Origin of the sequence: Chryseobacterium sp. UNC8MFCol (assembly GCF_000482305.1) — a bacterium.
Classification (GTDB): Bacteria; Bacteroidota; Bacteroidia; order Flavobacteriales; family Weeksellaceae; genus Chryseobacterium; species Chryseobacterium indologenes.
In genome coordinates, this window is record NZ_AXUZ01000014.1 from 147,549 (window position 1) to 171,397 (window position 23,849).

19 protein-coding genes are annotated in these 23,849 nt (G+C 37.6%); 12 read left to right on the forward strand and 7 right to left on the reverse strand.

Annotated elements, in window-relative coordinates:
- Nucleotides 1–84: 84 nt before the first annotated feature.
- Nucleotides 85–1,113, forward strand: coding sequence for a bestrophin family protein (locus M030_RS0108885; protein ID WP_027373191.1), 1,029 nt, complete (start codon nt 85–87; stop codon nt 1,111–1,113).
- Nucleotides 1,114–1,179: 66 nt separating this feature from the next.
- Here the strand turns inward: M030_RS0108885 and M030_RS0108890 are convergent, their stop codons facing one another.
- On the reverse strand, nt 1,180–1,638 hold the full coding sequence (locus M030_RS0108890) for an Lrp/AsnC family transcriptional regulator (RefSeq protein ID WP_027373192.1): 459 nt from the start codon (nt 1,636–1,638) through the stop codon (nt 1,180–1,182).
- Nucleotides 1,639–1,796: 158 nt separating this feature from the next.
- On the opposite strand from M030_RS0108890, the gene M030_RS0108895 reads away from it, so the two are divergent.
- On the forward strand, nt 1,797–3,023 hold the full coding sequence (locus tag M030_RS0108895) for an aminotransferase class I/II-fold pyridoxal phosphate-dependent enzyme (RefSeq protein WP_027373193.1): 1,227 nt from the start codon (nt 1,797–1,799) through the stop codon (nt 3,021–3,023).
- Nucleotides 3,024–3,069: 46 nt separating this feature from the next.
- On the opposite strand, the gene M030_RS0108900 is transcribed toward M030_RS0108895, so the two are convergent.
- The 3 genes from M030_RS0108900 to M030_RS0108915 all read right to left on the reverse strand — a co-directional run bounded on the left by M030_RS0108900 (nt 3,070) and on the right by M030_RS0108915 (nt 5,761).
- The gene (locus M030_RS0108900; protein ID WP_027373194.1) at nt 3,070–4,074 is read right to left on the reverse strand and encodes a glycosyltransferase; all 1,005 of its coding nucleotides are present in this window, start codon (nt 4,072–4,074) and stop codon (nt 3,070–3,072) included.
- Between the two features lie 84 nt (nt 4,075–4,158).
- Nucleotides 4,159–4,575 carry a hypothetical protein gene (locus tag M030_RS0108910; RefSeq protein ID WP_027373195.1) on the reverse strand — a complete coding sequence of 139 codons (417 nt, stop codon included), beginning with the start codon at nt 4,573–4,575 and terminating at the stop codon, nt 4,159–4,161.
- A 16-nt stretch (nt 4,576–4,591) separates the two neighbouring features.
- Entirely contained in the window at nt 4,592–5,761 is a 1,170-nt protein-coding gene (locus M030_RS0108915) for a class I SAM-dependent RNA methyltransferase (RefSeq protein ID WP_027373196.1), read from the reverse strand.
- Between the two features lie 137 nt (nt 5,762–5,898).
- Here M030_RS0108915 and M030_RS0108920 point away from each other — a divergent pair, with 137 nt between their 5' ends.
- The 5 genes from M030_RS0108920 (at nt 5,899) to M030_RS0108945 (ending at nt 13,342) form a co-directional block, all read left to right on the forward strand.
- Complete coding sequence (locus M030_RS0108920; protein ID WP_027373197.1) at nt 5,899–6,624, forward strand: class I SAM-dependent DNA methyltransferase; 726 nt, start codon at nt 5,899–5,901, stop codon at nt 6,622–6,624.
- 2 nt (nt 6,625–6,626) lie between these two features.
- Nucleotides 6,627–7,346, forward strand: coding sequence for a ZIP family metal transporter (locus M030_RS0108925; protein ID WP_027373198.1), 720 nt, complete (start codon nt 6,627–6,629; stop codon nt 7,344–7,346).
- A gap of 211 nt (nt 7,347–7,557) precedes the next feature.
- Nucleotides 7,558–10,317: a SusC/RagA family TonB-linked outer membrane protein gene (locus M030_RS0108930; RefSeq protein ID WP_027373199.1), complete on the forward strand. Its 2,760-nt coding sequence runs from the start codon at nt 7,558–7,560 to the stop codon at nt 10,315–10,317.
- A gap of 12 nt (nt 10,318–10,329) precedes the next feature.
- Nucleotides 10,330–11,982 (forward strand): RagB/SusD family nutrient uptake outer membrane protein, encoded by a 1,653-nt coding sequence (locus M030_RS0108935; RefSeq protein ID WP_027373200.1) that lies wholly within the window; start codon nt 10,330–10,332, stop codon nt 11,980–11,982.
- A gap of 538 nt (nt 11,983–12,520) precedes the next feature.
- Nucleotides 12,521–13,342, forward strand: coding sequence for a GLPGLI family protein (locus tag M030_RS0108945; protein ID WP_027373201.1), 822 nt, complete (start codon nt 12,521–12,523; stop codon nt 13,340–13,342).
- A gap of 442 nt (nt 13,343–13,784) precedes the next feature.
- Here the strand turns inward: M030_RS0108945 and M030_RS0108950 are convergent, their stop codons facing one another.
- A complete protein-coding gene (locus tag M030_RS0108950) occupies nt 13,785–15,191 on the reverse strand; it encodes an OmpP1/FadL family transporter (protein WP_027373202.1) in 1,407 nt (468 codons plus the stop codon).
- A 29-nt stretch (nt 15,192–15,220) separates the two neighbouring features.
- A complete protein-coding gene (locus M030_RS25980) occupies nt 15,221–16,357 on the reverse strand; it encodes a prolyl-tRNA synthetase (protein ID WP_027373203.1) in 1,137 nt (378 codons plus the stop codon).
- Nucleotides 16,358–16,501: 144 nt separating this feature from the next.
- Between M030_RS25980 and proS the strand changes: the two genes are divergently transcribed.
- The 5 genes from proS to dnaJ all read left to right on the forward strand — a co-directional run bounded on the left by proS (nt 16,502) and on the right by dnaJ (nt 22,766).
- Nucleotides 16,502–17,977 carry a proline--tRNA ligase gene (proS, locus tag M030_RS0108965; protein WP_027373204.1) on the forward strand — a complete coding sequence of 492 codons (1,476 nt, stop codon included), beginning with the start codon at nt 16,502–16,504 and terminating at the stop codon, nt 17,975–17,977.
- A 116-nt stretch (nt 17,978–18,093) separates the two neighbouring features.
- Entirely contained in the window at nt 18,094–19,431 is a 1,338-nt protein-coding gene (locus M030_RS0108970) for an OmpA family protein (protein WP_027373205.1), read from the forward strand.
- A 113-nt stretch (nt 19,432–19,544) separates the two neighbouring features.
- Nucleotides 19,545–20,882: an Nramp family divalent metal transporter gene (locus M030_RS0108975; protein ID WP_027373206.1), complete on the forward strand. Its 1,338-nt coding sequence runs from the start codon at nt 19,545–19,547 to the stop codon at nt 20,880–20,882.
- A 127-nt stretch (nt 20,883–21,009) separates the two neighbouring features.
- Complete coding sequence (locus M030_RS0108980) at nt 21,010–21,546, forward strand: nucleotide exchange factor GrpE (protein ID WP_034722341.1); 537 nt, start codon at nt 21,010–21,012, stop codon at nt 21,544–21,546.
- Between the two features lie 101 nt (nt 21,547–21,647).
- The gene (dnaJ, locus tag M030_RS0108985) at nt 21,648–22,766 is read left to right on the forward strand and encodes a molecular chaperone DnaJ (RefSeq protein WP_027373208.1); all 1,119 of its coding nucleotides are present in this window, start codon (nt 21,648–21,650) and stop codon (nt 22,764–22,766) included.
- Nucleotides 22,767–22,894: 128 nt separating this feature from the next.
- Here the strand turns inward: dnaJ and M030_RS0108990 are convergent, their stop codons facing one another.
- Nucleotides 22,895–23,776: a DUF808 domain-containing protein gene (locus tag M030_RS0108990; protein ID WP_027373209.1), complete on the reverse strand. Its 882-nt coding sequence runs from the start codon at nt 23,774–23,776 to the stop codon at nt 22,895–22,897.
- Between the last annotated feature and the right edge of the window lie 73 nt (nt 23,777–23,849).

Here is a 23,849-nt window from a genome sequence, read left to right on the forward strand (position 1 = left end):
CCCTCACTTCGCAGACATACTCTTCCCATACTCCTGTAGTTTGGTATTCATTTTGTCGGCAATCCCAAAACACATTCATCTTTTATGATCACTACAAAATACGTCAATTTTAAACAGGTTCTTAATTTATCAGGCGCTCATCTTATCTTAATCTCTATCTGGTGTACACTGATAGCGGTGCTCTTCTATTTTTTCAACTGGCAATGGATGACTATTCCATGGGTTCCCGTTGCATTGATAGGTACTGCTGAGGCATTTCTTGTTGGTTTTAAGAACAATCAGGCTTACGACAGACTTTGGGAAGCCAGAAAAATCTGGGGAGGCATTGTAAATTCCAGCCGTTCATTTGCCTCAATGGTCTATGCTTTTGATACTAAAAATGAAGAAATTGGTATTTTTGACCTGGAAGACCGGAAAAAAAGAATTGTCAATCGTCATATTGCTTGGCTGTACACCTTCCGTGAGCAGCTTTTGGTTCCAACCGAATGGGAACACATCAGCAGTGAAAATAAATTTGGAAACATCGACTTAAGAAGAAACAGGCTCATCAAAGCCGGCTTCCCTGATTACGGAAGAGCTCCTATCTTCCTGCACAAATATCTGTCAGAGGAAGAATATGACCTGAAGAGCCAGTATAAAAATTTTGCCACTTATCTGATTTCTCAGCAGGCAAAAGACATCAATGAGCTTAAAAATATGAATGCTATAACCGATTTCAATCAGACCCAGCTTCAAAACGCACTGAATGATTTCTATGGATTCCAGGGACAGGCCGAAAGAATTAAAAAATTTCCTTCCCCAAGACAATTTGCAAGTACAGCATTTGTTTTCAACATCCTGTTTATCCTGCTCCTTCCGCTAGGATTAGTGAATGAATTTGCCAAGCTGGGAGACTGGGGAATCTGGACATCCATCCCATTCTGTATCATTATCGGATGGATCTATATTATTATGGAACTGGTGGGAGACTACTCAGAAAACCCTTTTGCAGGGCTGATGTTTGATGTTCCAATGCTTTCGATATGCAGAACGATTGAGATTGACCTGCTTCAAATGGGCGGAGAAACAGACCTTCCGGAACCTATTGCATCGAAAAACGGTGTACTGGTATAAAAACTTTTAATACAATAAAATTCAACTTCTCAAAATTTAGATTTGGGAAGTTTTTTTATGGATGAATTATAATACAATTGCAGTCGTATTTTTCACTTCAGAAATCATAAAAGAGCTGTGTGTACTGGCTATATGCTGAAGTGTTGTTAATTTCGTCAGCATAAAATTCCGGTAATCTTCAATATTCTTCACTCCTATTTTAAGGATATAATCGTAATCACCGCTCACATGAAAACATTCGGTCACTTCCAGCAGATTCATTACTTCTCTTTCAAACTGTAGAACAAATTCTTTTTTGTGCTGTGTCAATTTTACGTGGCATAAAACAATAAAATTCCGGTCTATTTTATTCTTATCGAGCAGCGCGACATATTTAGAGATAACTCCCGAATGCTCCAGCTTTTTTACACGTTCATAAACAGCTGTCACAGACAACGCAAGCTTTCCGGACAGCTCTTTGGTGGTTTGTTTACAGTCTTCCTGTAAAAACAGAAGCAGTTTCTTATCAGTTTCATCAAGTTCCATAGATTATTTTTTGGTAAAAAATTAATAATATCGAATATACCAAATATATTTTCTAAATAAACAAAAATTTACAGTTTTATATTCTATAAATTCAAATTTACATTGTAATTATTAGGAAAATAGCGCAAATTAGGCGGATAAAATAAAAACAGATTTATATGGAAAACTTTAATGCAGCCAACGAAATCCAGGATCTACAATATTTTGGTGAATTTGGAGGAGTGAATCCTTCAATTTCTGACAGTTCTACCTACACATTCCTTTCTGCAAAGACAATGTTTGATACTTTTGAAGGCAATGCCGAAGGATGCTATCTTTATTCCAGACATTCATCTCCTATGAATCTCTATCTGGCACAGGCACTGGCTAAAATGGAAAATACAGAATCTGCAAATGTAACCGCCTCCGGAATGGGTGCTATTACTTCTGTGTTGATGCAGGTATGCAAAAGTGGTGACCATATTATTTCAAGCAGAACAATATATGGTGGAACCTATGCTTTCCTTAAAAACTTTCTCCCACAATTTAATGTGTCTACTACTTTTGTAGATATCAATAATTTTGAGAGCATTGAAAACGCTATAAGTCCTCATACAAAAGTTATCTACTGCGAAAGTGTCAGCAACCCGCTTCTTGAAGTAGCCGACCTGAGAAGGCTATCTGAAATTTGTAAAAAACATAATTTACAATTAATTGTTGACAATACTTTTTCACCCCTTTCTATTTCCCCAACCCTGTTTGGAGCTGATGTTGTGATTCACAGTCTAACAAAATTCATCAACGGAAGCAGTGACACGGTGGGTGGTGTGTATTGCAGTACACAGGCATTTATTGACGATACCAAAAATGTAAACTCCGGCGCTTGTATGCTTTTGGGACCTACGATGGACAGCTTAAGGTCTTCCAGTATTTTAAAAAACCTCAGAACCCTTCACATCAGAATTAAACAGCACAGCCACAATGCCATGTATCTTGCGGAGAGGTTCGAAAAAGACGGACTGAAAGTATCGTATCCGGGCTTACCTTCCCATAAAAATCATGACCTGATGAAAAGCATGCTTCACGAGGAATACGGATACGGAGGTTTATTGACCCTGGATGCAGGTACAACCGAAAAAGCCAACGAACTGATGGAGATGATGCAGACAGAAAATCTCGGTTATCTCGCAGTAAGTTTAGGTTTTTATAAAACATTATTCTCATGTTCCGGAAAATCGACCTCATCAGAGATCCCGGAAGAAGAACGAGAATCCATAGGTATTTCTGATGGCCTGATCAGATTCTCCATCGGTCTGGATCATGATATCGAGAGAACTTATCAAAAAATGAAAGAATGCATGCTGAAAACAGGCGTGCTCAGCCATGAAAATATTTCTATATTTTAAATTTTATTGTACAGTTAAGGTTGCTCTTTTGGGGCAACCTTTTTATTTATTTTTTATGGTAGTGATGAGGGAAAGCTTCCTCGGGTTTCATTTTCAAAACATTCAACAAGATCCAGGATTTTAAAAATCCGTATCCGTATGAAAACATTTGAATATAAGTGGAAATCACCGCCATTCCGGCAATGCTTATATTTTTAGTAATCCATAGAGCATGGAAAAGCACCAGAAATGTATACAAGCCATAGAAGGCAAGGATAATACCTCTTCCCAGCACAAAATATTCAATAAAGCCTAGAATATAGCCCAGCATAAACAAAGTAGGAAATGCAAAAGAAATCTTCACATAATCCGGATGCCTTTGGTTAAGAATTGGTCTTGCGCAGCCAAACTGATACACCTGCTTTGAAAATTTTCCAAAGTCTACCCTACGCTTGTGATATACTGCAATATTGTCAAAAAAAGCGGTAGTAAAACCATTTTCCCAGAGCGTCATTGATAAATCAGGATCTTCTCCTATCCGCATCTCAGAAAAACCTCCTACTTTTTCAAATACTGACTTTTTAACGCCCATATTAAAACTTCTGGGCTGAAACTTTGAAACCGCTTTTTTACTGCCCCGGATTCCGCCTGTAGTAAATACCGAGGTCATCGAATACGAAATAGCTTTTTGCATCAGATTAAACCCTTTATGGGCTTTATCAGCACCCCCAAATGCATCACAAGGTATAGCCAGGATATCACTTTTAATGTGTTCAATATAGTCTTTTTCAACGATCACATCACTGTCTACGAATACCAGCCAGTCATTTTCAGCTCTTGCCGCTCCATAATTTCTACTGAGTCCCGGCCCGGAATTATCTTTCCTGAAATACTTTATATCAAGAATTTCTTCAAAATTCCTGATGGTGGGTTTCAGATCAATCAGAGAACCGTCATCAACGATAATGATCTCAAATTCTTTATCTGTCTGCCGGGTAAGAGAAGTCAGCAACTCGAAAAGCTCATCTTTTCGGTTGTAAATAGCAACAACAATGGAAATACTAGGATTCAAATTGAAAATTTTTCAAAATTACTTATTCGCAGAAAAACCAGCAAACAGTTTAACAGCTTATTCGGAGAAATTAACTTTATCTTCTTAAATAAACACTTCTGATTTATAATAGATACATAGCACCAACGCAATAGAAAATACAATCACAGAACAACTAAAGAGAAGCCATTGAAAAGCACTTTTAAAATAATAAAGCTCCATGACATGCAAAACAAAGAAAAATAATGCAGAAATGATAACTCCTATCAGTGAAGCTCCCATTATAGCCTGCATTTGATCTTCTGGGCGGAATGGTCTATGAAAAGCAATAAAAAAGAGAACGACAGATACAAGAATAAATCCTGCACTGGCTTTCTCTGTAAAATATTTTGATCGCACAGAAGACTTCTTCTGAACGCTCTCATCATAATTAAGGCTTTTTCCTTCAGGAGCTGACTTTGAACCGAATAACTCAAGGATGCTCAAAGCTCCTTCCAATACATCAAGAAAACTCCAGGACATATATTATTTTAAGCTATTAATTATTCTTATCTTCTAATTTATGCACCTTCTTCGTCCCTTCATACATTTCATACTGTAAGAATCTCGTCTCTAATTTTCCGTTAAAAAGTTTGATTTTTCTAGACGGACGCAGACCGATCTTTTTCACAGCTTCCAGGTCAGATGAAATCAACCATGCAAGGGTATTGGGATAATGGGTTTTAAAGGTATCCCCTATCTTCTTATAGAAATCATCATCATTAATAGAAATTCTCTCATCATATGGAGGGTTAAACACCATTAATAAAGGGAAAAGTTCCTTTTTAGAATCAAAGAAATTTTGTTTTTTGATTTCAATAACATCTTCCATCTCTGCGGCTTCCACATTCATTCTTGCTGCGTTCAGCATTCGTGCATCAATGTCATATCCTACGATTTTTCCGTCAAACTGTCTGATTCTGTTGATCCTGAATTCTTTTATTTTCGAAAACAGTTCCGCGTCATAATTTTTCCAGTTCTGGAATCCGAATCTTTTTCTGAAGAGCTGCGCCGGAAGGTCCATGGCAATCATAGCCGCTTCAATCAATAAGGTACCGGAACCGCACATTGGGTCAAGGAAATTCCCTTTTCCGTCCCAACCTGCAAGCTGAAGCATTCCGCTGGCCAGAACTTCGTTGATAGGTGCTTCTCCCTGCTCTCTTCTGTACCCTCTTTTGAATAAAGGATCTCCGGAAGAGTCCATCGAAATCATTACCAATTCTCTGTCAATATGAAGGTGAAATTTGATATCAGGGTTTCTTGTTTCAACATTCGGCCGTCTCTTGAATTTGTCCTGAAAATAATCAACAATAGCATCTTTCATTTTCAATGTTACAAACTGGGAATGTTTGAAAGTCTCAGAATTTACGGTAGCATCAATAGAGAAAGACTGGTCTACATCCATAAACTCTGACCAGTCAAACTTGAACAAACGGTCATAAAACTGATGTTGGTTAAAAGCTTTAAATTCGTGGATCGGCACAAGAATCTTCAATGCTGTTCGTGCTGAATAATTGATTTTATAAAGAAAACCAAGGTCTCCTTCACAATTTACCGCCCTGTTTTTAATTTCAACGTTTCTTCCTCCCAGTTTTTTGATTTCTTCAGCCAGAATTTGTTCCAGTCCGAAGAATGTTTTTATCTGTATTTTTAAATTTTCTGTATCCATAAGTAATAATTAAAAGATTTAAAGTTTTAACAATCACGGCATTAGTATTAAATACTATAAATTAATTGAATTTTTCAATCTTGCCATGTTATAAAATACTTTGCTTTTAACCGCACAAATTTAGTTATTTTTGCATTATGGAATGGTTTGAATCTTGGTTTGATACCCCTTATTATCATTTACTCTATAGCAATAGAGATTATACGGAAGCGGAAAACTTCATTACAAAACTGACTGCGGACCTTCAGCTTCCGCCTCAGTCTAAAATCATAGATCTTGCCTGTGGTAAGGGAAGACATTCAGTTTTTCTCAACAAATTAGGATACGATGTACTGGGACTTGACCTTTCGAGACAAAGTATTGAATCAGACAAGCAATATGAAAATCAGACCCTGATTTTTGAAGTTCACGATATGAGAAATCCGATTGATGCAGACCCTATGGATGCTGTATTCAATTTATTTACAAGTTTCGGATATTTTGACAATGAAAATGATGATAAAAAAGTATTCCAATCGGTTTACGATGTGTTGAAACCCGGAGGATACTTTGTCCTTGACTACCTGAACGAAGAATATGTAAGAAAAACACTGGTTCCGGAAACGATCATTACCCGTGGTGAGATTGATTTCAGAATCCTTAAGAAGATTGAAGGAAGACACGTGATCAAAGATATCCGTTTTGAAGCTGACGGGAAACCTTTTCATTTCTTTGAAAAAGTAAAACTTCACACTCTGGAAGCGATCAATGTATATGCCTCCGAATGTGGGTTTGAAAGGGTAAAAATCTGGGGAGATTATCAGCTGAACGAATTTGAAAAAGAAACCTCTCCGCGTTGTATCAATTTATTTAAGAAAAAATAATGATAGCAGTACTTTTACTGATTTTAAGTGTCATTTCAGGAGTCTTTCTTGGAAAACACTTTGGTAAAAAGGAAAAACTGGCTAAAAATCTATTGATATTAAGTGCCGGCTTTCTGATTACCATCTGCCTTAATGAAGTTTTTCCCCAAGTTTACACATCAGGGGAAGGCAGTAATCTTGGCGTTTTCGTTATTATAGGTGTTTTGTTACAGATGATCCTTGAAGCATTGACCAAGGGATTTGAACACGGACACTTCCACCATCATAACGAACACAATATCCTGCCGGTTGCTTTGATGGTAGGCTTATTTGTTCATGCTTTTATTGAAGGAATCCCTTTAGCAAATGAACAACATGAAGTATCTCCTTATCTGCTGGGAATAGTATTTCATAATTTGCCGATATCATTTATTCTGGGAGCATTTTTATTCAATGGGAAAAAAGATTCAAAAAGTTCTTCGTATCCTTCCCTGCTCATCGTAGCCTTATTTGCCTTGGCTTCGCCGATGGGAATGTTATTAGGGAATTATTTTAATCCTGATTTGCAGCCATATTTCCTGGCTATTGTGGGTGGAATATTCCTCCACATTTCATCAGTGATTATTTTTGAAAGCAATAAAAATCACAATATCGACTGGATAAAGATCGGATTGGTTGTACTGGGAGTTACTCTCGCATTACTAATGCACCTTTTCCACCAGCATCCCCAGGTTCCACATTAGATATATAATAACAATTATAAAACAATATACCCTCTACATTTTAGAGGGTATATTGTTTCAGATTATATCAGTACAACTCAACAAATCCCGTTAGTTTATGTGTATTCATCTATAATGATATAAAAAACATAATTAATTAACAGCATTTAACATATTAAAATCACTAAAGTGTGTTTTTTTCATATATTAGCTGAAATAACAAATCATATATATGAAAAAACAAACTTACTTCTTCAGAAAAGTAGGCCCTTTTTTTATAGCAGTACCCGGATTGCTATATTCACAGAACACCAAGGAAAAAGACTCTCTTAAATCGAAACAAATTGAAGATATCGTCGTTATCGGATATAAAACACAAAAAAGATCCAGCCTTACGGCGGCCGTTTCGGTTATTTCAGACAAAAAGCTCAAAGATTCCAACACTCCTGATGTTGCAGGTCTCTTACAGGGAAAAGCTGCAGGCGCCCAAATATTGCCGGGAGGCGGTAGCCCCGGCTCTACAGCAAGCGTGAAAATCAGAGGAACCTCAACAATTAATGGTCCCAGCCAGGCTTTATGGGTTGTAGATGGAGTGATGATGAATGGAGTACCTAATCTTGATCCAAACCAGATTGAAAGTATTAATATTTTAAAAGACGCAACTTCAACGGCCCTATATGGTTCCCGCGGAGCGAACGGAATTGTGCAGGTTTTCACAAAAGCCGGAATTTCAGGCAAAAGCTCTCTTACTATTTCATTAAATAATTCGTTTAATACATTTAGTAACGGGCGTTTTAAATTGATGGATGGCATTCAGCTATATGATTACTTCACTTCATTAAAAAATGCACCGACCATTCCCGGGGAACTGAGAAACCCCGGCTACAACTGGCTGAAAGACGGCACCCAGACAGGAGCCGTGCAAAATTATACAATAGACTTCAGAGGAGGCTCTGAAAATTCAAAAACCTATATTTCGGGGAATTATTATGACGAAAGCGGAACGGTAAAAAACTATGATTATAACAGATTGTCCTTCAGAATTAACCACGAACAAACAGTAAAACCCTGGCTAATTTTAAAACCAAAACTCAGCCTGTCGTATACTGCAAAAAAAGACAGGCAGGGTTCTCTTGAGCAGATGTACCTCAATATGCCTTGGGACAACCCAAGAGACCAGAACGGGGATCTTATCAGACTTGATGATGCCTATACCGGAAAATGGTATGGGAGAGATTATAGCAATTACTTGTACGACCTGCAATGGAATTACGGTAAGAGCAACCAATTAGACCTTATCGGAAATTTTGATGCGGAAATTAAGCTTACAGATTATCTCAAGTTTGTCACTACTAATAATATCACATACAAAAACTATGATGATATGTATTATACAGATCCCAGATCTATCTCAGGAAACAGTAATAAGGGCGGACTGGCAGAGTCTTATGTGAAAGATGTCAGCAAATTCTTTAACCACATGCTGAGGTTTGACAAGGATTTTGGCGTGCATAATGTCAATGCTTTAGCGGCATACGAATATACTGACAGAATGTATAAAATATCCAAAGCAGGCGTATATGCCATTGTTCCGGGAGCAGAAATCTTCGATAACGGAGCTATCACAGGGCAGAAGCCGTCTGGAAAAAAATACGTCAGGGCCTTCAATGCATTTTTATTCAATGCCGAATATGTATATGATAAAAAATATTTTGTCCAGGGATCTTTAAGAAGCGAATCTTCGTCTGCATTCGGTACGAGTAAGAAAAATGGTTTATTTTATTCATATAGTCTAGGATGGAATATTCACAAAGAAAACTTTTTCCAGGTAAAGCAAATTAGCGAGTGGAAGCTCAGGGCAAGCAGAGGACTTGTAGGAAATACGCCCAGCCCCAATTACGGATGGCAGGACCTGTATGCTTTAACACAGGTATATAACGGGCAAATCGGAGCAACATGGAATCAACTGGGTAATAAGGATCTCACCTGGGAATCTATTTATCAGAATAATATTGGTACGGATATCAGAGCTTTTAATAACAGATTAAGTATCAATGTGGATTATTTCAATAATAAAACCAGAAACTTATTGGTGCTCGTTACCCTTCCTTCATTAACCGGGGTTGACAGACAATATCTGAATGTGGGAGATGTAAAGAATGAAGGATGGGAATTTAATTTCAATTATGCCCTTATTAAATCCCAAAGCGTCAACTGGGATGTAGGTTTTAATGTAAGTACCTACAAAAACAGAGTCCTGTCAACCAGAAATAACAGTACACAGCTGTTGTCTAATAACCAGGTGGCAATCGCAGGCAATGATGTCACTTCTTTCTATATGAGAAAATGGATGGGCGTAAATCCCGACAACGGTGCAGCGCAATGGGAAGTCGTAAATGCTGACGGCAGCAAAAGCATTACCTCCAATTACAATCAGGCAACCTTACAGATTGTAGGCGCAGCTACACCGGATTATTACGGGTCTTTCACTACAAATCTGAGCATCAATAACTTTTACCTTAACGCTAATGTCTACTTCTCACAGGGAGGACAGATTTATAACTCATACAGGGAATTATTTGATTCGGATGGTGCTTATCCGTATTACAACCAGATGGTATTAAAAAATGACTGGAACAGATGGGAAAAACCTGGAGATGTAGCCACACATCCGCTTCCCATTTTTAACAACAATACGTTGACAAATAAACCTTCTTCCCGGTACTTGGAAGACGCCAGCTATGTCAAGCTTAGATCTTTGAGGCTCGGATATAATTTTCCTCAGTCTTTAACGGAAAAGCTCCATGTCCGGTCTTTAAGTATATATGTCATGGGAGAAAATCTATTTACAATTACCAAGTTCTCAGGGGTCGATCCGGAAGTGGGTCCTTCTGATGCAGATAAACGGGATGGCAATCCGTATTCGGGAAATGCGGGAGCAATTTATCCTATTCCGAGAAGATTTTCTTTAGGCCTTAACTTTTCTTTTTAAAATGTAAAAATCATGAAAAAAATATTCTTACCATTACTATTATTAACTATAACATCTTGTAGTACAGATCTCTCACCTTATGATTCTCGGGAATCCGAAGTCATACTAACCGATCCTACAGGCTTACAAACCATTACCCTTGGAAATTACGCCCTTTTGAAGGGAGATGCATCCGGAGGAGGCTTTTTCAATAATCTTTACAGAATTGGTGAGTATGGCGGAGATAATATCGATATCAGCGGAACGACCACCGATCAGTTTTTCTATTATTATAATTACAGAAGTATTAAAAATAACGGGCGCTCCAATGTCATATGGAATGCAGGCTATAAGTCAATTATTGGGTGCAACAGGGTAATTTTAAAAACTTCTGAAGGAAAAGATGTCACAACGGATCAATTGATCGGAGAGAATTATTTCCTGAGGGCTTATGTATACTTCTCCCTGGTCAATGTATTTGGCAAACCTTACAATCAGGGAACCGGCAATCCGGGAGTACCGCTGAAAACTTCTGATGACGTGAACGATTTGCCACCAAGGGCAACAGTTGGGCAGATTTACGATCAGATAGTCAATGACCTGCAAAAAGCAGAACAACTCATGACAATCAATAAAGACAATATTTATGCCTCTAAAGGGGCCGCTCAGGCACTGCTTTCCCGCGTATATCTTTATATGGAAAATAATGATAAAGCCATTGAATATGCAGATAAGGTGATTAATTCAGGGAAGTACTCATTATTATCTAATGCTGAACTTCCTTCTTATGCGACCAAAACACCTGAAACCAACAAAGAAACGATCTTCGCGTTTAAATACAACAGGGATGGCGATTACAGCGACGGATGGTATACCATAGGATCAATGTATGCCACTATTCAAAATGTAGGCTGGGGAGAGATGTATGCATCTTCTTCTTATCTTGATCTCATCAACAAAAATCCTCAGGATGCAAGGTTGAAATTTATCTCTCCCAAATACACTACCCCTTTGACACCCGTTGCTTATTGGGTACAACAGGGAACCAACGCTTCTGGAGGAATAACCTATAATTATAGTTTCCAGAAGACCTTTCAGCAAGGCGGTAATACCTATTTCAGCATGAATAATGTGAATTATCAGATCTATCCGGAAGTACTCCCTAATAAGACAAATTATTATTTTATGAACTCGGGTAATACCAAAGTCTATGTCAATTTGGATAATGATATGGATAAAAGAAATGGATATCCTAAATTTTATATTTTAAAATGCTCATTACAGGAAGGTATTCCACAATTATGGTCGCCGGTTATTTTAAGATTGGCAGAGATGTACCTGAACAGAGCGGAGGCATTGGCCAAAAAAGGAGTAACGACTTCTGCATTGGCTGATGTCAATATCATCAGAACCAGAGCAGGAATTCCTGCCTACACTTCTCTTCCGGCAGGCCAGACCGCCTTAGACATAGTCCTGGAAGAAAGAAGACTTGAAATGGCCTTTGAAGCTCAACGTAAATATGATATTTTCAGGAATAAATTAGATCTCAACAGAAATTATCCCGGAACTCACCTGAATGGAAATAATCCATTCTACACCGTTCCTTACACAAACAATAGAATTATAGAATATATTCCGGAACAACAGATCCAGATCCAACCGAACCTGGTGCAGAATCCGGATTAACTCTTACAAAAAATAAAGCTCCGATATCGGAGCTTTATTTTGATATTATAAGTAAAATTTAGAATTTCCAGCCTACGGTCAGGAAGAAATTGTTTCTTTTGTTTTTTACCTTTAAGAAAAAAAATCAATATTCTGCTTATCAATAGTTTAAATACTTCTTATTCTAAAAAAACAACAAAACATTTCTTTACATTTTGAATTATTATTAATACTTTTAAAAAGCTATAATAACATAAATTCCAAATTTAAAATTCAAAAAGTATGCAAAAAATTAAACTGAAACAGGAACACCTACAAGGTTCAAAACCTCTATCCAGAGTTGAGTTAGGAAATATTTTTGGTGGAGCCCTCCTACATCTCCAGGAACCGGTAATGAAGAAGGAGTTATATGTGTTGTAATGGAAATGATTGTAGTACATGAATAAATGCTATTCCAGCTTGAGGATGTAACCGGAGCTTGACCGGCTCCTTGTTAAAGAAAATTAGATGGAGTGGGATGACAAATCTCCCTCTTTAATTTATTAAAGAAGCGACAATAATGATGAAATTTATTTTACTTTTTTTAATCTTAAGTCTTAATGCTCAAAATAAAAGATTTATTTATGAGTATCATTTTATACCGGATTCAACAAATTGCTCAGATATAAATATGGAAATAATGTATTTGGATACTTCTCCAAAAGGTTCAGTATATTATAGCCGCAGCTCTTTTGTTAATGATTCTATAATGATTGAAGATGCAAAATCAGGAAAAATGACAATGCCCATTGAAGGTAAAATTGATCAACGCATCATTAAAACTTATCCTGATTACAAAATCTTTCTTTTTACAAAATTTTATATTGAAAAATATAAAATTTCAGATGATAGAGTACAAAAATGGCAAATTTTGAAGGAAAAAGAAAAGCTAGAAAACTTTGAAGTACAAAAAGCAACTCTCGATTTTGCAGGTAGGAAATGGATAGCATGGTTCACCCCACAAGTGCCAATTCAAGATGGGCCATACAAATTTCATGGACTTCCAGGCTTAATTTTGAAAATAGAGGATGAGACAAAAAGCCACTCATTTGCACTAAAGGGAATTAAATCATTATCAGAAGATTTTATCTATCCTGAAGTAAACCAATCAAAAAAAACCATAGAAATCGATCAAAAAAAATATATAAAATTATTTAAAGAATATAGAGAAGATCCTATTAAAGATATAAGACAATTATTTAATGAAGGAAAATTAGTTAGTTATACTGATCAATCCGGAAATATAATTACTCCTTCACAAATAATAAAAAATTTAGAATCAGAACGAAAAGAAATAGTTTTAAAAGATAATAATATCATTGAAATTGATTTATTAAAATAAAATTTAATAGTATGATTTTTCTCTCTGCACAACCAGATGACAAGTACTTTATATGGCAGTTGGAAATACAATTAAAAAATTACCAATCTCTAGGAATACATTGGAAGCAATTTTCCTTTTTAAATAAAGTTGTATTTCCTATAACGACTCTGATATCTTATTAAGCAGAAGACAAAATATTATTTAGAAGGATTTTTATATCTTCTATTATCTGTAAAGCAAAGAAAGTATACAATACTAGAGAAAAAACTGAGCCATCTGAGTAAAAGTTTAAATATCTCATTGTTAAATCATTTTATATATAAAATTTATTCTAAAAATGATTTAAAATATTCGTCATTGCAAAATGATGAATTAATATTTTTGCTAACTAACTGTATAAATTCATAAACAAACAAAAAGCTCCGATATCGGAGCTTTATTTTGATATTATAAGTAAAATTTAGAATTTCCAGCCTACGGTCAGGAAGAAATTATTTCTACTGTTTTTCACGTTACTGACTGCATACGCATCATTTTCATACATAGATTTTGAATCTATTGAATAATATGCTGAATCAAAATTGCTTCCGGCTACACCTCTCATAAAAGGATTATTGTATTTGGAAGTTATATTCTGGTATGAAGCATCAATATAGAATGATTTGAAATCATACCCGATACCGAATGAAATAAGGTTTCGGTCACTCAACATAAGATTGTTGTAAGTTTCATCACCTTTAATGCCCGTACTGTTATCAAATCTTGTAATATTAATAGCATCTACAGGATTAGACAAATATGAATATCCACCTCTCAGTCTGAACTGTTGTAGTCTGTATTCTGCACCTACTCTCACTTCAGACATATTTTTATAGTTGTCCTTAAAGAAGTCATTCAGTTCTCTTTCAGGGTTTCCATAAACCTTGTAATCAGGTTTTGTAAGTCCTAAAGTATAATCTACGTTTAAGGAGAAGTTTTTGTTTGCTACAAATGCGGCACTTACGGTCGCCTTAAGCGGGGAAGTATATTTCCTGCTTTCAGCCGCCGAGCCGTTACCATAAGTAGGATGATTATAGAAAGTAAACGTTCTGTCTATATTCCAGAAAGTGGGTGTTTCAAGGGATGCTCCCAATCTGAAATTAGGGCTTAATTTTCCAATCACCCCTAATGAAGCTGAAAATCCTGAAGATCTTTCAGAATGAGGACTGTCCTGCTTACTAAAAAAATCAACAGCGTTGTTATTCAACATTCGGAATGCCAGTTCATCATATTGATCAACCGAAGCACTTAAGAAATTAAATCCGGCACCGATATAGAGATTGTGATTGTAATTTGCTCCAACCCCAAAACTCATTTTCGAAAGGTTTCCGTATCTTGAGTAGGCATGTCCGGCTAATGCAGCTTGTCCATCCGGTAAATCGGCTGTAATAGTAGCATTTCCCGGAGATTGTATCACGTTATCTAAAGATTGGTTTGAAAAATTGATCCCGATATTAATAAACTTCCAGGCTGTTTCCGTCATCAGCGGAAAAGCGATCACCCCTCCTGCATTCCCCAAATCACCTTTGGTCTTGGTATAATCTACTGTAGCCCCACCTAATGAACTGCTATTTTTGTTTCCTGAAATAGATAAAGTTCCAGAAACCTCCCCGGAAATAGCAACCCCTAAACCTGCCGGGTTGGTAAGAAGCGAGTTAGCATCACCTCCTAAAGCACCATTTGCACCGGCCATCGCATTAAACTTTGCTGATCCTACCATAGGAGAACCCGAGTACACTTCAACAGTATTTCTTATCACAGAGACATCCTGAGCCTGCGCAAAAAATGCAGCAGAAATACTCATGAATACTAAAGACTTTTTTAACATTATTTTTTTATAGTTTATTAGATTTTATATTATCTGAAGCCACCGCTACCACCTGATCTGAAGCCACCGCCTCCACCACCGGAGCCACCTCTGAAGCCGCCGCCTCCGCCACCGCCGAAGCCGCTACCGGATCTGAAACCACCGGAATCCATAGATCTGAACCCGCCGTTGTTTCTTGGCTGCTGATAATTATAATCCGGTCTTGATTGCGGTACAGAATTACGGAATCCTCCCGAGTTTCCTTGTCTGAAACCTCCGGAATTACCGTCTCTGAAGCCACCAGAGTTTCCTTGTCTGAATCCGCCGGAATTCCCCTGTCTGAAACCTCCGGAATTTCCATCTCTGAATCCTCCGGAATTTCCGTTTCTGAATCCTCCTGAGCTACCATCTCTGAAACCACCGCTATTATTATTTCCGTTTCTGAATCCGGAACCTGTATTGGCAGTATTCGTTCTATACACTGCACTACCGATACCCGGATTTCCAACAAAACCTCCTGTAGATCCACTTCTCATGTGATAGGGTCTGTTGTAGTAATTGTGACCCCAATAACCGCCACCATATCCCCAATATGGGTTACCGTAGTATCCTCCCCAGAACGGATCATAATATCCACCCCAATAAGGAGAATATCCCCAGTACGGGCTTCCCCAGCCGAAAGAGCCTCCCCAGCCCCAGCCGAATGATCCGCCCCAACCCCAGGACATGCCAAGACCCCAGCCCCAGCCGCGGTTCATACCCCAGTATGGGCTATAACCGCCATACCAGCCCCATGGAGATCCCCATCCCCATGAATTGTCGTAATAATTGGTTTGAGATCCAGCATATAAGCCCCAATCAGAGTCTGTCGCATTTCCGCTCCAGCCCAGATCAGTTCCTCCCCATTCATTATATTTATTTTGTTGTTCTCTTGAATTTGTTTGTGCATTCTGGATTATATTAGAATCCTGATAGTAGTCGTAATATTCGCCTACTCTGTTTCCGCCACCATTAATGATTACTCCTTCGGGCAGCGTATCCTTGTTGGGGTCATAATATACCCCATCTGTCTCGCTATACCCTCCCATCTGAGCACCACAAGACATAAGCAATAATCCGCCTGATATTGCTAAAATCCCTTTAGACCTTAGCAAGCCAAGCAAATTTTTATGTATATTTCTTTTCATGATAACGTAAAAATTTTTAATTTAAATTATATTTGCAATCTGTACCAAAAATGTACCAAAATACCGGTAAAAAAATCTATCAAAAATAGATTTTTATTTTTAGATAACAATATTGTACAAAAGTTAAAAAAATTTTAAAAGATAATGGCAAAATTAACCTCAAGAAGCGAAGATTACAGCAAATGGTATAATGAGCTGGTTGTAAAAGCTGACTTAGCTGAAAATTCAGGAGTGCGTGGATCTATGGTCATCAAACCATACGGCTATGCAATCTGGGAAAAAATGCGTGATGAAATGGACAAAAGATTCAAAGAAACTGGTCACGTTAATGCATACTTCCCGCTTTTTGTGCCCAAAAGCTTATTTGAGGCCGAGGAAAAAAATGCAGAAGGTTTTGCAAAAGAATGTGCTGTAGTAACGCACTACAGACTAAAAACAGATCCTGATAATCCTCATAAACTTATCGTGGACCCTGATGCAAAATTGGAAGAAGAGCTGATCGTTCGTCCTACTTCTGAAGCAATCATCTGGAATACTTACAAAAACTGGATTCAATCTTATAGAGATTTACCGATATTGATCAATCAATGGGCAAATGTTGTGCGTTGGGAGATGAGAACCCGTTTGTTCCTAAGAACAGCAGAATTTTTGTGGCAGGAAGGTCACACTGCTCATGCTACGAAAGAAGAAGCAGTGGAAGAAGCAGAAAAAATGAATGATGTATATGCTGATTTTGCAGAAAAATTCATGGCTATGCCTGTTGTTAAGGGATTGAAAACTCCATCGGAAAGATTTGCCGGTGCAGATGAAACGTATTGTATTGAAGCATTAATGCAGGACGGAAAAGCACTTCAGGCAGGGACTTCTCACTTCCTGGGTCAGAATTTTGCAAAAGCATTTGATGTGAAATTTACCAACAGAGAAGGAAAACAGGAATATGCATGGGCAACCTCATGGGGAACGTCTACCCGTCTGATGGGAGCTTTGATCATGACGCATTCTGACGATTTCGGATTGGTATTGCCACCGACGCTTGCGCCGATTCAGGTCGTTATAGTTCCTATCTTTAAAGGTGAAGAGCAGCTGAACCAGATCAGCGAAGTGGCACTGGATATTCAGGCTAAGCTTAAAGCAAAAGGTATTTCTGTTAAATTTGATGATGATACTCAGAACAAACCAGGTTGGAAATTTGCAGAATATGAATTGAAAGGTGTTCCTGTAAGAATCGCTATGGGCCCAAGAGATCTTGAAAACAATTCTGTAGAAATTGCAAGAAGAGACAATCTTACCAAAGAAGTGCGTTCTATTGAGGGAATCGACTCTTATATTGAAGAATTATTAAAAACAATCCAACAGGATATTTACAATAAAGCCTTCAATTACAGAAAAGAAAACATCACAAAAGTGGATACCTACGAAGAATTTAAAAAGGTTTTAGAAGAAAAAGGAGGCTTCATCTATGCACATTGGGATGGTACTGCAGAAGAAGAAGAGCAAATAAAAGACGAAACCAAAGCTACCATCAGATGTATTCCTCTGGATAATGATATAGAAGAAGGTATTTCTTTGGTTTCCGGAAAACCATCAAAAAGACGTGTATTATTCGCAAAAGCTTACTAATAAATTTAGTGATTTTTAAAAACTTCATTATTTTTTAAAGAAATATTCAAAAAAAAGTGACATTTGGACAGATTTTTTTTTAAATTTATCTCAACATTAATCTAAAAAAATTTATTATGTCTTTAAATGTCATTGATTTAATTAAAGGACAATTAGGTCCCGCTTTGGTTTCACAGGCTGCATCACAGTTTGGAGAAAGCGAATCCGGAATTTCTAAAGCAATTGGTGGCTTATTACCTGCTGTTGTAGGTGGATTGGCCAATAACGCAAACAATCCTGGTGTTGTGGATGCTATTACGAAAGCCTCTTCAAGTGGTATTTTAGGGAATTTATTAGGAGGATCTTCCAGTAACCCTATTATTACCAACTTGCTAACTACTCTTTTTGGAGATAAGGTAGGAGGATTAGTAAATTCCATTGCCAGTTTTTCAGGAATCAGCAACAATTCTGCAGGTTCTTTGTTAAACCTGGTGACCGGGGCTACAGTAGGCACTGTAGGAAAATACGCAGCAGACAACAATTTGGGTGCTTCGGGTATTTCCAGCTTACTGAATGACCAGAAAGGCATTATTTCTTCTCTATTGCCGGCAGGTCTTTCTTTAGCTTCTTTTGGATTAGGAGCTGAGAATTGGTTTGGACAGGCTAAAGAAACTGTTTCTTCAGTAACTTCCACGGCTAAAGACAATATCTCTGAAGGTGTTGCAACAGCCAGAGAAAATGTTTCAGAAGGAGCAAGAGAAATCAGAGAGCAATTCAATAACAACAATAATAACAATCAAGGCGGAGGGTCAATCTGGAAATGGTTACTTCCGCTTTTATTGTTAATTGCAGCCGGGTATTTCTTATGGAAACAGTGCGAGAAAAAGCAGACGACCACTACAACGACGACGACTACTGATTCTACAGGAACTGCAGCGTCCGGTGTTGACTCTTCTGCCACAACAGCTCCATCAACTTCTACCGCAACACCTGCAACAAGAACCGATGAAAACATTGATCTGAACGGCGTAATGTTAAAAGGTTATAAAGGTGGAATGGAAGATCAGATGATTGCTTTCCTGAAATCTGACGGTTATAAAAATGCCGCTGATGATTCAGCTTTGAAGGATAAATGGTACGATTTTGATCATGTAAACTTCAAAATGGGAAGTTCTACTGAACTGGAAGCTGGTTCGCAAGGACAATTGGATAACCTAGTGGCTATCCTAAAGGCTTTCCCTGACGCTAAAATCAAAATCGGCGGATATACTGATAAAACAGGAAACGAAGCTTCCAACGTAAAATTATCTCAGGCAAGAGCAGACTTTATCAAAGCTGCTTTAGCTAAAGCAGGAGTTGGAGCACAAGTACTTGGAGCAGAAGGATACGGAAGCAAATTTGCTACTGTAGATGCTAAAGCTTCTGATGCTGAAAGAGCTTCTGACAGAAAAATGTCTGTAAGATTCTCAAAATAATCTTTAGAATCAATAAAAATAGAATCCCGGAAAGCATTTTCCGGGATTTTTTCATGCTCTGATTTTTGTGTTTACATTTATTTAATTAAATTTGTTAGTCATTTCTAACATTTATGAATTTCAATTTAAAAAGCGCATGGCGACAAGATAAAACAGATCATTCTCTATCAGAGGTTTATTCTTCCATAAAAGTTCCCAAAAACGGATCATTCTGGAGGAAATATCTGGCATTTACAGGCCCTGGTTTAATGATTGCCGTAGGATATATGGATCCCGGAAACTGGGCTACCGACATTGCCGGAGGGGCGCAGTTCGGGTACACTCTACTTTCAGTGATCCTGATTTCTAATATTTTTGCCATGGTTTTACAGCATTTGTCGGTAAAACTTGGAGTGGCTACGGAAAGAGATTTGGCACAAGCCTGCAGAGATCACTTTAGCCCGACCACTAATTTTATTCTTTGGATCTTGTGTGAAATAGCCATTGCCGCCTGTGACCTCGCAGAAGTTATTGGATCCGCCATTGCACTCAATCTTCTTTTTCACATTCCTCTCACCTGGGGAATTGTCATCACCACCGTAGATGTTTTGGTCATCCTTTTGCTTCAGGCTAAAGGTTTCAGGTGGATAGAAAGTATTGTAGGTGGTCTTATTTTCATTATTCTCGCTTGTTTTGCTTATGAAATTGTCATTTCAAAACCCGCTGTCAATGAAATCCTGGGAGGATTGGTTCCTCAGAAAGAAGTTATACAGAATCCGGCTATGCTTTACATCGCCATTGGAATTCTGGGAGCTACCGTCATGCCTCACAATCTGTACCTCCACAGCAGTATTATTCAGACCCGTGATTATACCCGTGACAGGGAGGGGAAAAAAGAGGCGATCAAATTTGCGACTTTAGACAGTACCGTATCATTGATGCTGGCTTTTTTCATCAACGGAGCCATATTAATCTTATCTGCTGCCACATTCCATACGACAGGCAACGAGCATGTTGCAGACATTCATGACGCTTATAAAATGCTGACTCCTATTTTAGGGGCCTCCATGGCAAGTATTGCATTTGCTATCGCTTTATTAGCTTCAGGACAAAATTCTACACTTACCGGAACTCTTGCCGGGCAAATCGTAATGGAGGGTTTTCTGAATATCAGATTAAAACCATGGTTAAGAAGATTAATCACCAGACTTATTGCCGTTGTTCCCGCATTAATTGTGGCTATTCTATATGGAGAAAAAGGCACCACAGAATTATTGGTTTTAAGTCAGGTCATTTTATCAATGCAATTGAGTTTTGCCGTTGTTCCTTTGGTGATGTTTACCAATGATAAAGCGAAGATGGGAGAATTTGTGAATAAACCTTTCCTGAAAATCTGTGTCTGGATTATCTCTGCTATCATCATTGTTTTAAACCTTTATCTGCTCTATCAGACATTCACAGGTGAACAATAAAAAGTATCAGAAATTTTCAACTTCAACTTTCAATTTTTACCCTGAATTTTCATTTTCTGACTTAATGTCCTGATTTTTTTATTTGGCAGACCTTTTGTCAAACAATTCAGTAAATAAATATTGAATTATGGAAAACCAGGATATTAACGAAGAAAGCATCAATAATCAGGAAGAAAACAACGTTCAGAACGAAGCAACGTCTCAGGACAATGTGACAGCGACTCCTTCTGCAGAAGAACTTTTGGCAGAAGAAAAAGACCGTTACATCAGACTGTATGCTGAGTTCGAAAACTATAAAAAAAGAACATCTAAAGAAAAGATGGAATTTTTCCAGTATGCCAATCAGGACATGATGGTTTCTATGCTGGGTGTTTTAGATGATTTCGAAAGAGCATTAAAAGAAATCGCTAAAAACGGAAATCCGGCTGATTTGCAAGGAGTAGAATTGATCTATCAGAAATTCAAAAATAAACTTACTGAAAAAGGACTGAAAGCAATGGAAGTAAAAGCTGGTGACAGCTTTAACGTTGATTTCCATGAGGCTATCACTCAAATTCCTGCTCCATCAGAAGATTTAAAAGGAAAAATCGTAGACGTTATTGAAACGGGATATACTTTAAATGATAAAGTGATTCGTTTTGCAAAAGTAGTAACAGGAAACTAAAATTCATAAATGATAAATGATGAGTGATAATGGATGAATATTCACTTATTAAATTTTAAAATATCTTTTATCATTTATCAATAATCAATTATAAAATTGTCATGTCAAAAAGAGATTATTACGAGGTTCTTGAGATCAGTAAATCTGCATCAGCCGACGAAATAAAGAAGTCATACCGTAAAATGGCCATCAAATATCACCCGGATAAAAATCCCGGTGACAAAGAGGCTGAAGAAAAATTCAAAGAAGCAGCTGAGGCCTATGAGGTATTGAGCGACGATCAGAAACGCGCCAGATACGACCAGTTCGGCCACGCAGGAATGGGTGGAAACGGCGGCTTCGGAGGCGGTGGCTTCGGAGGCGGAATGAACATGGAGGATATTTTCAGCCAGTTTGGAGATATTTTCGGCGGTAGCTTCGGAGGAGGCGGCTTTGGCGGCGGCGGACGCCAGCAGGTGAAAGGTTCTAATTTACGAATCAGAATCAAGCTGAATCTTGAGGAAATGGTAAACGGAACTCACAAGACCATTAAAGTAAAAAAAATGAAGATGGCCGAAGGGGCAACTTCAAAAACATGTCCTACCTGTAACGGTTCCGGTGTTCAATTAAAAGTAATGAATACCATGTTTGGTCAGATGCAGACTCAAACAACCTGTTCCACATGTCAGGGAATCGGAAAAGTTGCTGATAAAATTCCAGCCGGTGCTAATGCACAGGGTCTGATAAAAGATGAGGAAGAAATCACCATCAATATTCCTGCAGGAGCAAGAGACGGAATCCAGCTTAATGTAAGAGGAAAAGGAAATGATGCTCCTTTTGGAGGAACTCCTGGGGATCTATTGGTGATTATTGAAGAAGAGGTTGACCAAACGATCAAAAGAGAAGGCGATAATCTTCACCAGGAATTGTACATTTCATTTGCTGAAGCAGCTTTAGGAACTAAAAAAGAAATTCCTACAGTAGGCGGAAAAGTAAAAATTACGGTTGATCCGGGAACACAGTCCGGAAAGATCTTAAGACTTGCCGGAAAGGGACTTCCAAGTATTGACAGCTATGGAAAAGGTGATATGTTTATTCATATCAATGTCTGGACTCCACAAAAGCTTACAAAAGAGCAAAAAGACTTCTTCGAAAATCAGATGTCCAGCGGAGAAATGGTTGCAGAACCGTCCGGAAAGGAAAAAACTTTTTTTGATAAAGTAAAAGATTTATTCAATTAATATAAAAAAGAGACTTTTACAAGTCTCTTTTTTTGTTTAAAGTTTCAAAATGACCTTTAAGCCAGACCATAAAAAACCTGCATTCTTTCGAATACAGGTTTTTTGGTTATTTAATTCTAATTCTGTTTTTATTTCTTTGCTACCAACGAATAGATTGCTTTTCCTACGGTGAACACAGCCACTGCAGCCAATCCGCCTATAATTCCGAATGTAAACTCTTTAAGCGTTGATGGCCAGCTTGGAAGAAGGTCATGCAAATAATGAATATTGTGAGCGAAAATACCTCCGGAAACTAATATTAAGGCAATTGTTCCTACGATTCCCAACAGTTTAATAATTACCGGTAATGCTTTCACCAGTAAATGCCCAAGCTTTGAAAAGAAACCTTTATCATGGCTTTTTCTGATTAAGCTAAAGCCCGCGTCATCCATTCTTACAATAAGGGCAACAATTCCGTACACCCCTACTGTCGCAATAAATGAAACAAAAGTTACGGTAATAATCTGTGTAAGAAGCGGATGTTCCTGCTGGATTACCGTTCCCAGGGCAATAATTACAATTTCAATAGATAAAATAAAATCGGTTCTGATCGCTGAATTTATTTTAGCTTTCTCAGAAACTTCTGAATTTTCTTCTTCCGTACTTTCTTTGATTACTTCATGTCCTTTTTTGGAACGATGAAATAAGAATTCAATGATTTTTTCTACTCCTTCGAACGCAAGATATAAGCCTCCGAGAATAAGAATCATCTCAATAGCCGGTTTGTACAACCAGTTCAAAAGAAATGCTATAGGAAGAATAATCAGTTTATTAATAAAAGACCCTTTGGTAATCGCCCATAAAACAGGAAGTTCTCTTGAAGAAAGAAAGCCCGTGGCTTTTTCTGCATTCACAGCCAGGTCATCCCCTAAAATACCTGCTGTTTTCTGGGTAGCGATCTTACTGGTAACTGCTACATCATCCATCAATGCTGCAATATCGTCTAAAATTGCAAAAAAGCCTGATGCCATATTTTAATAATTTTTTAATCTTTGTTAAGTTCAACAAAAATAAATATTTAATTCCGTTTTCGGATTCACAAAT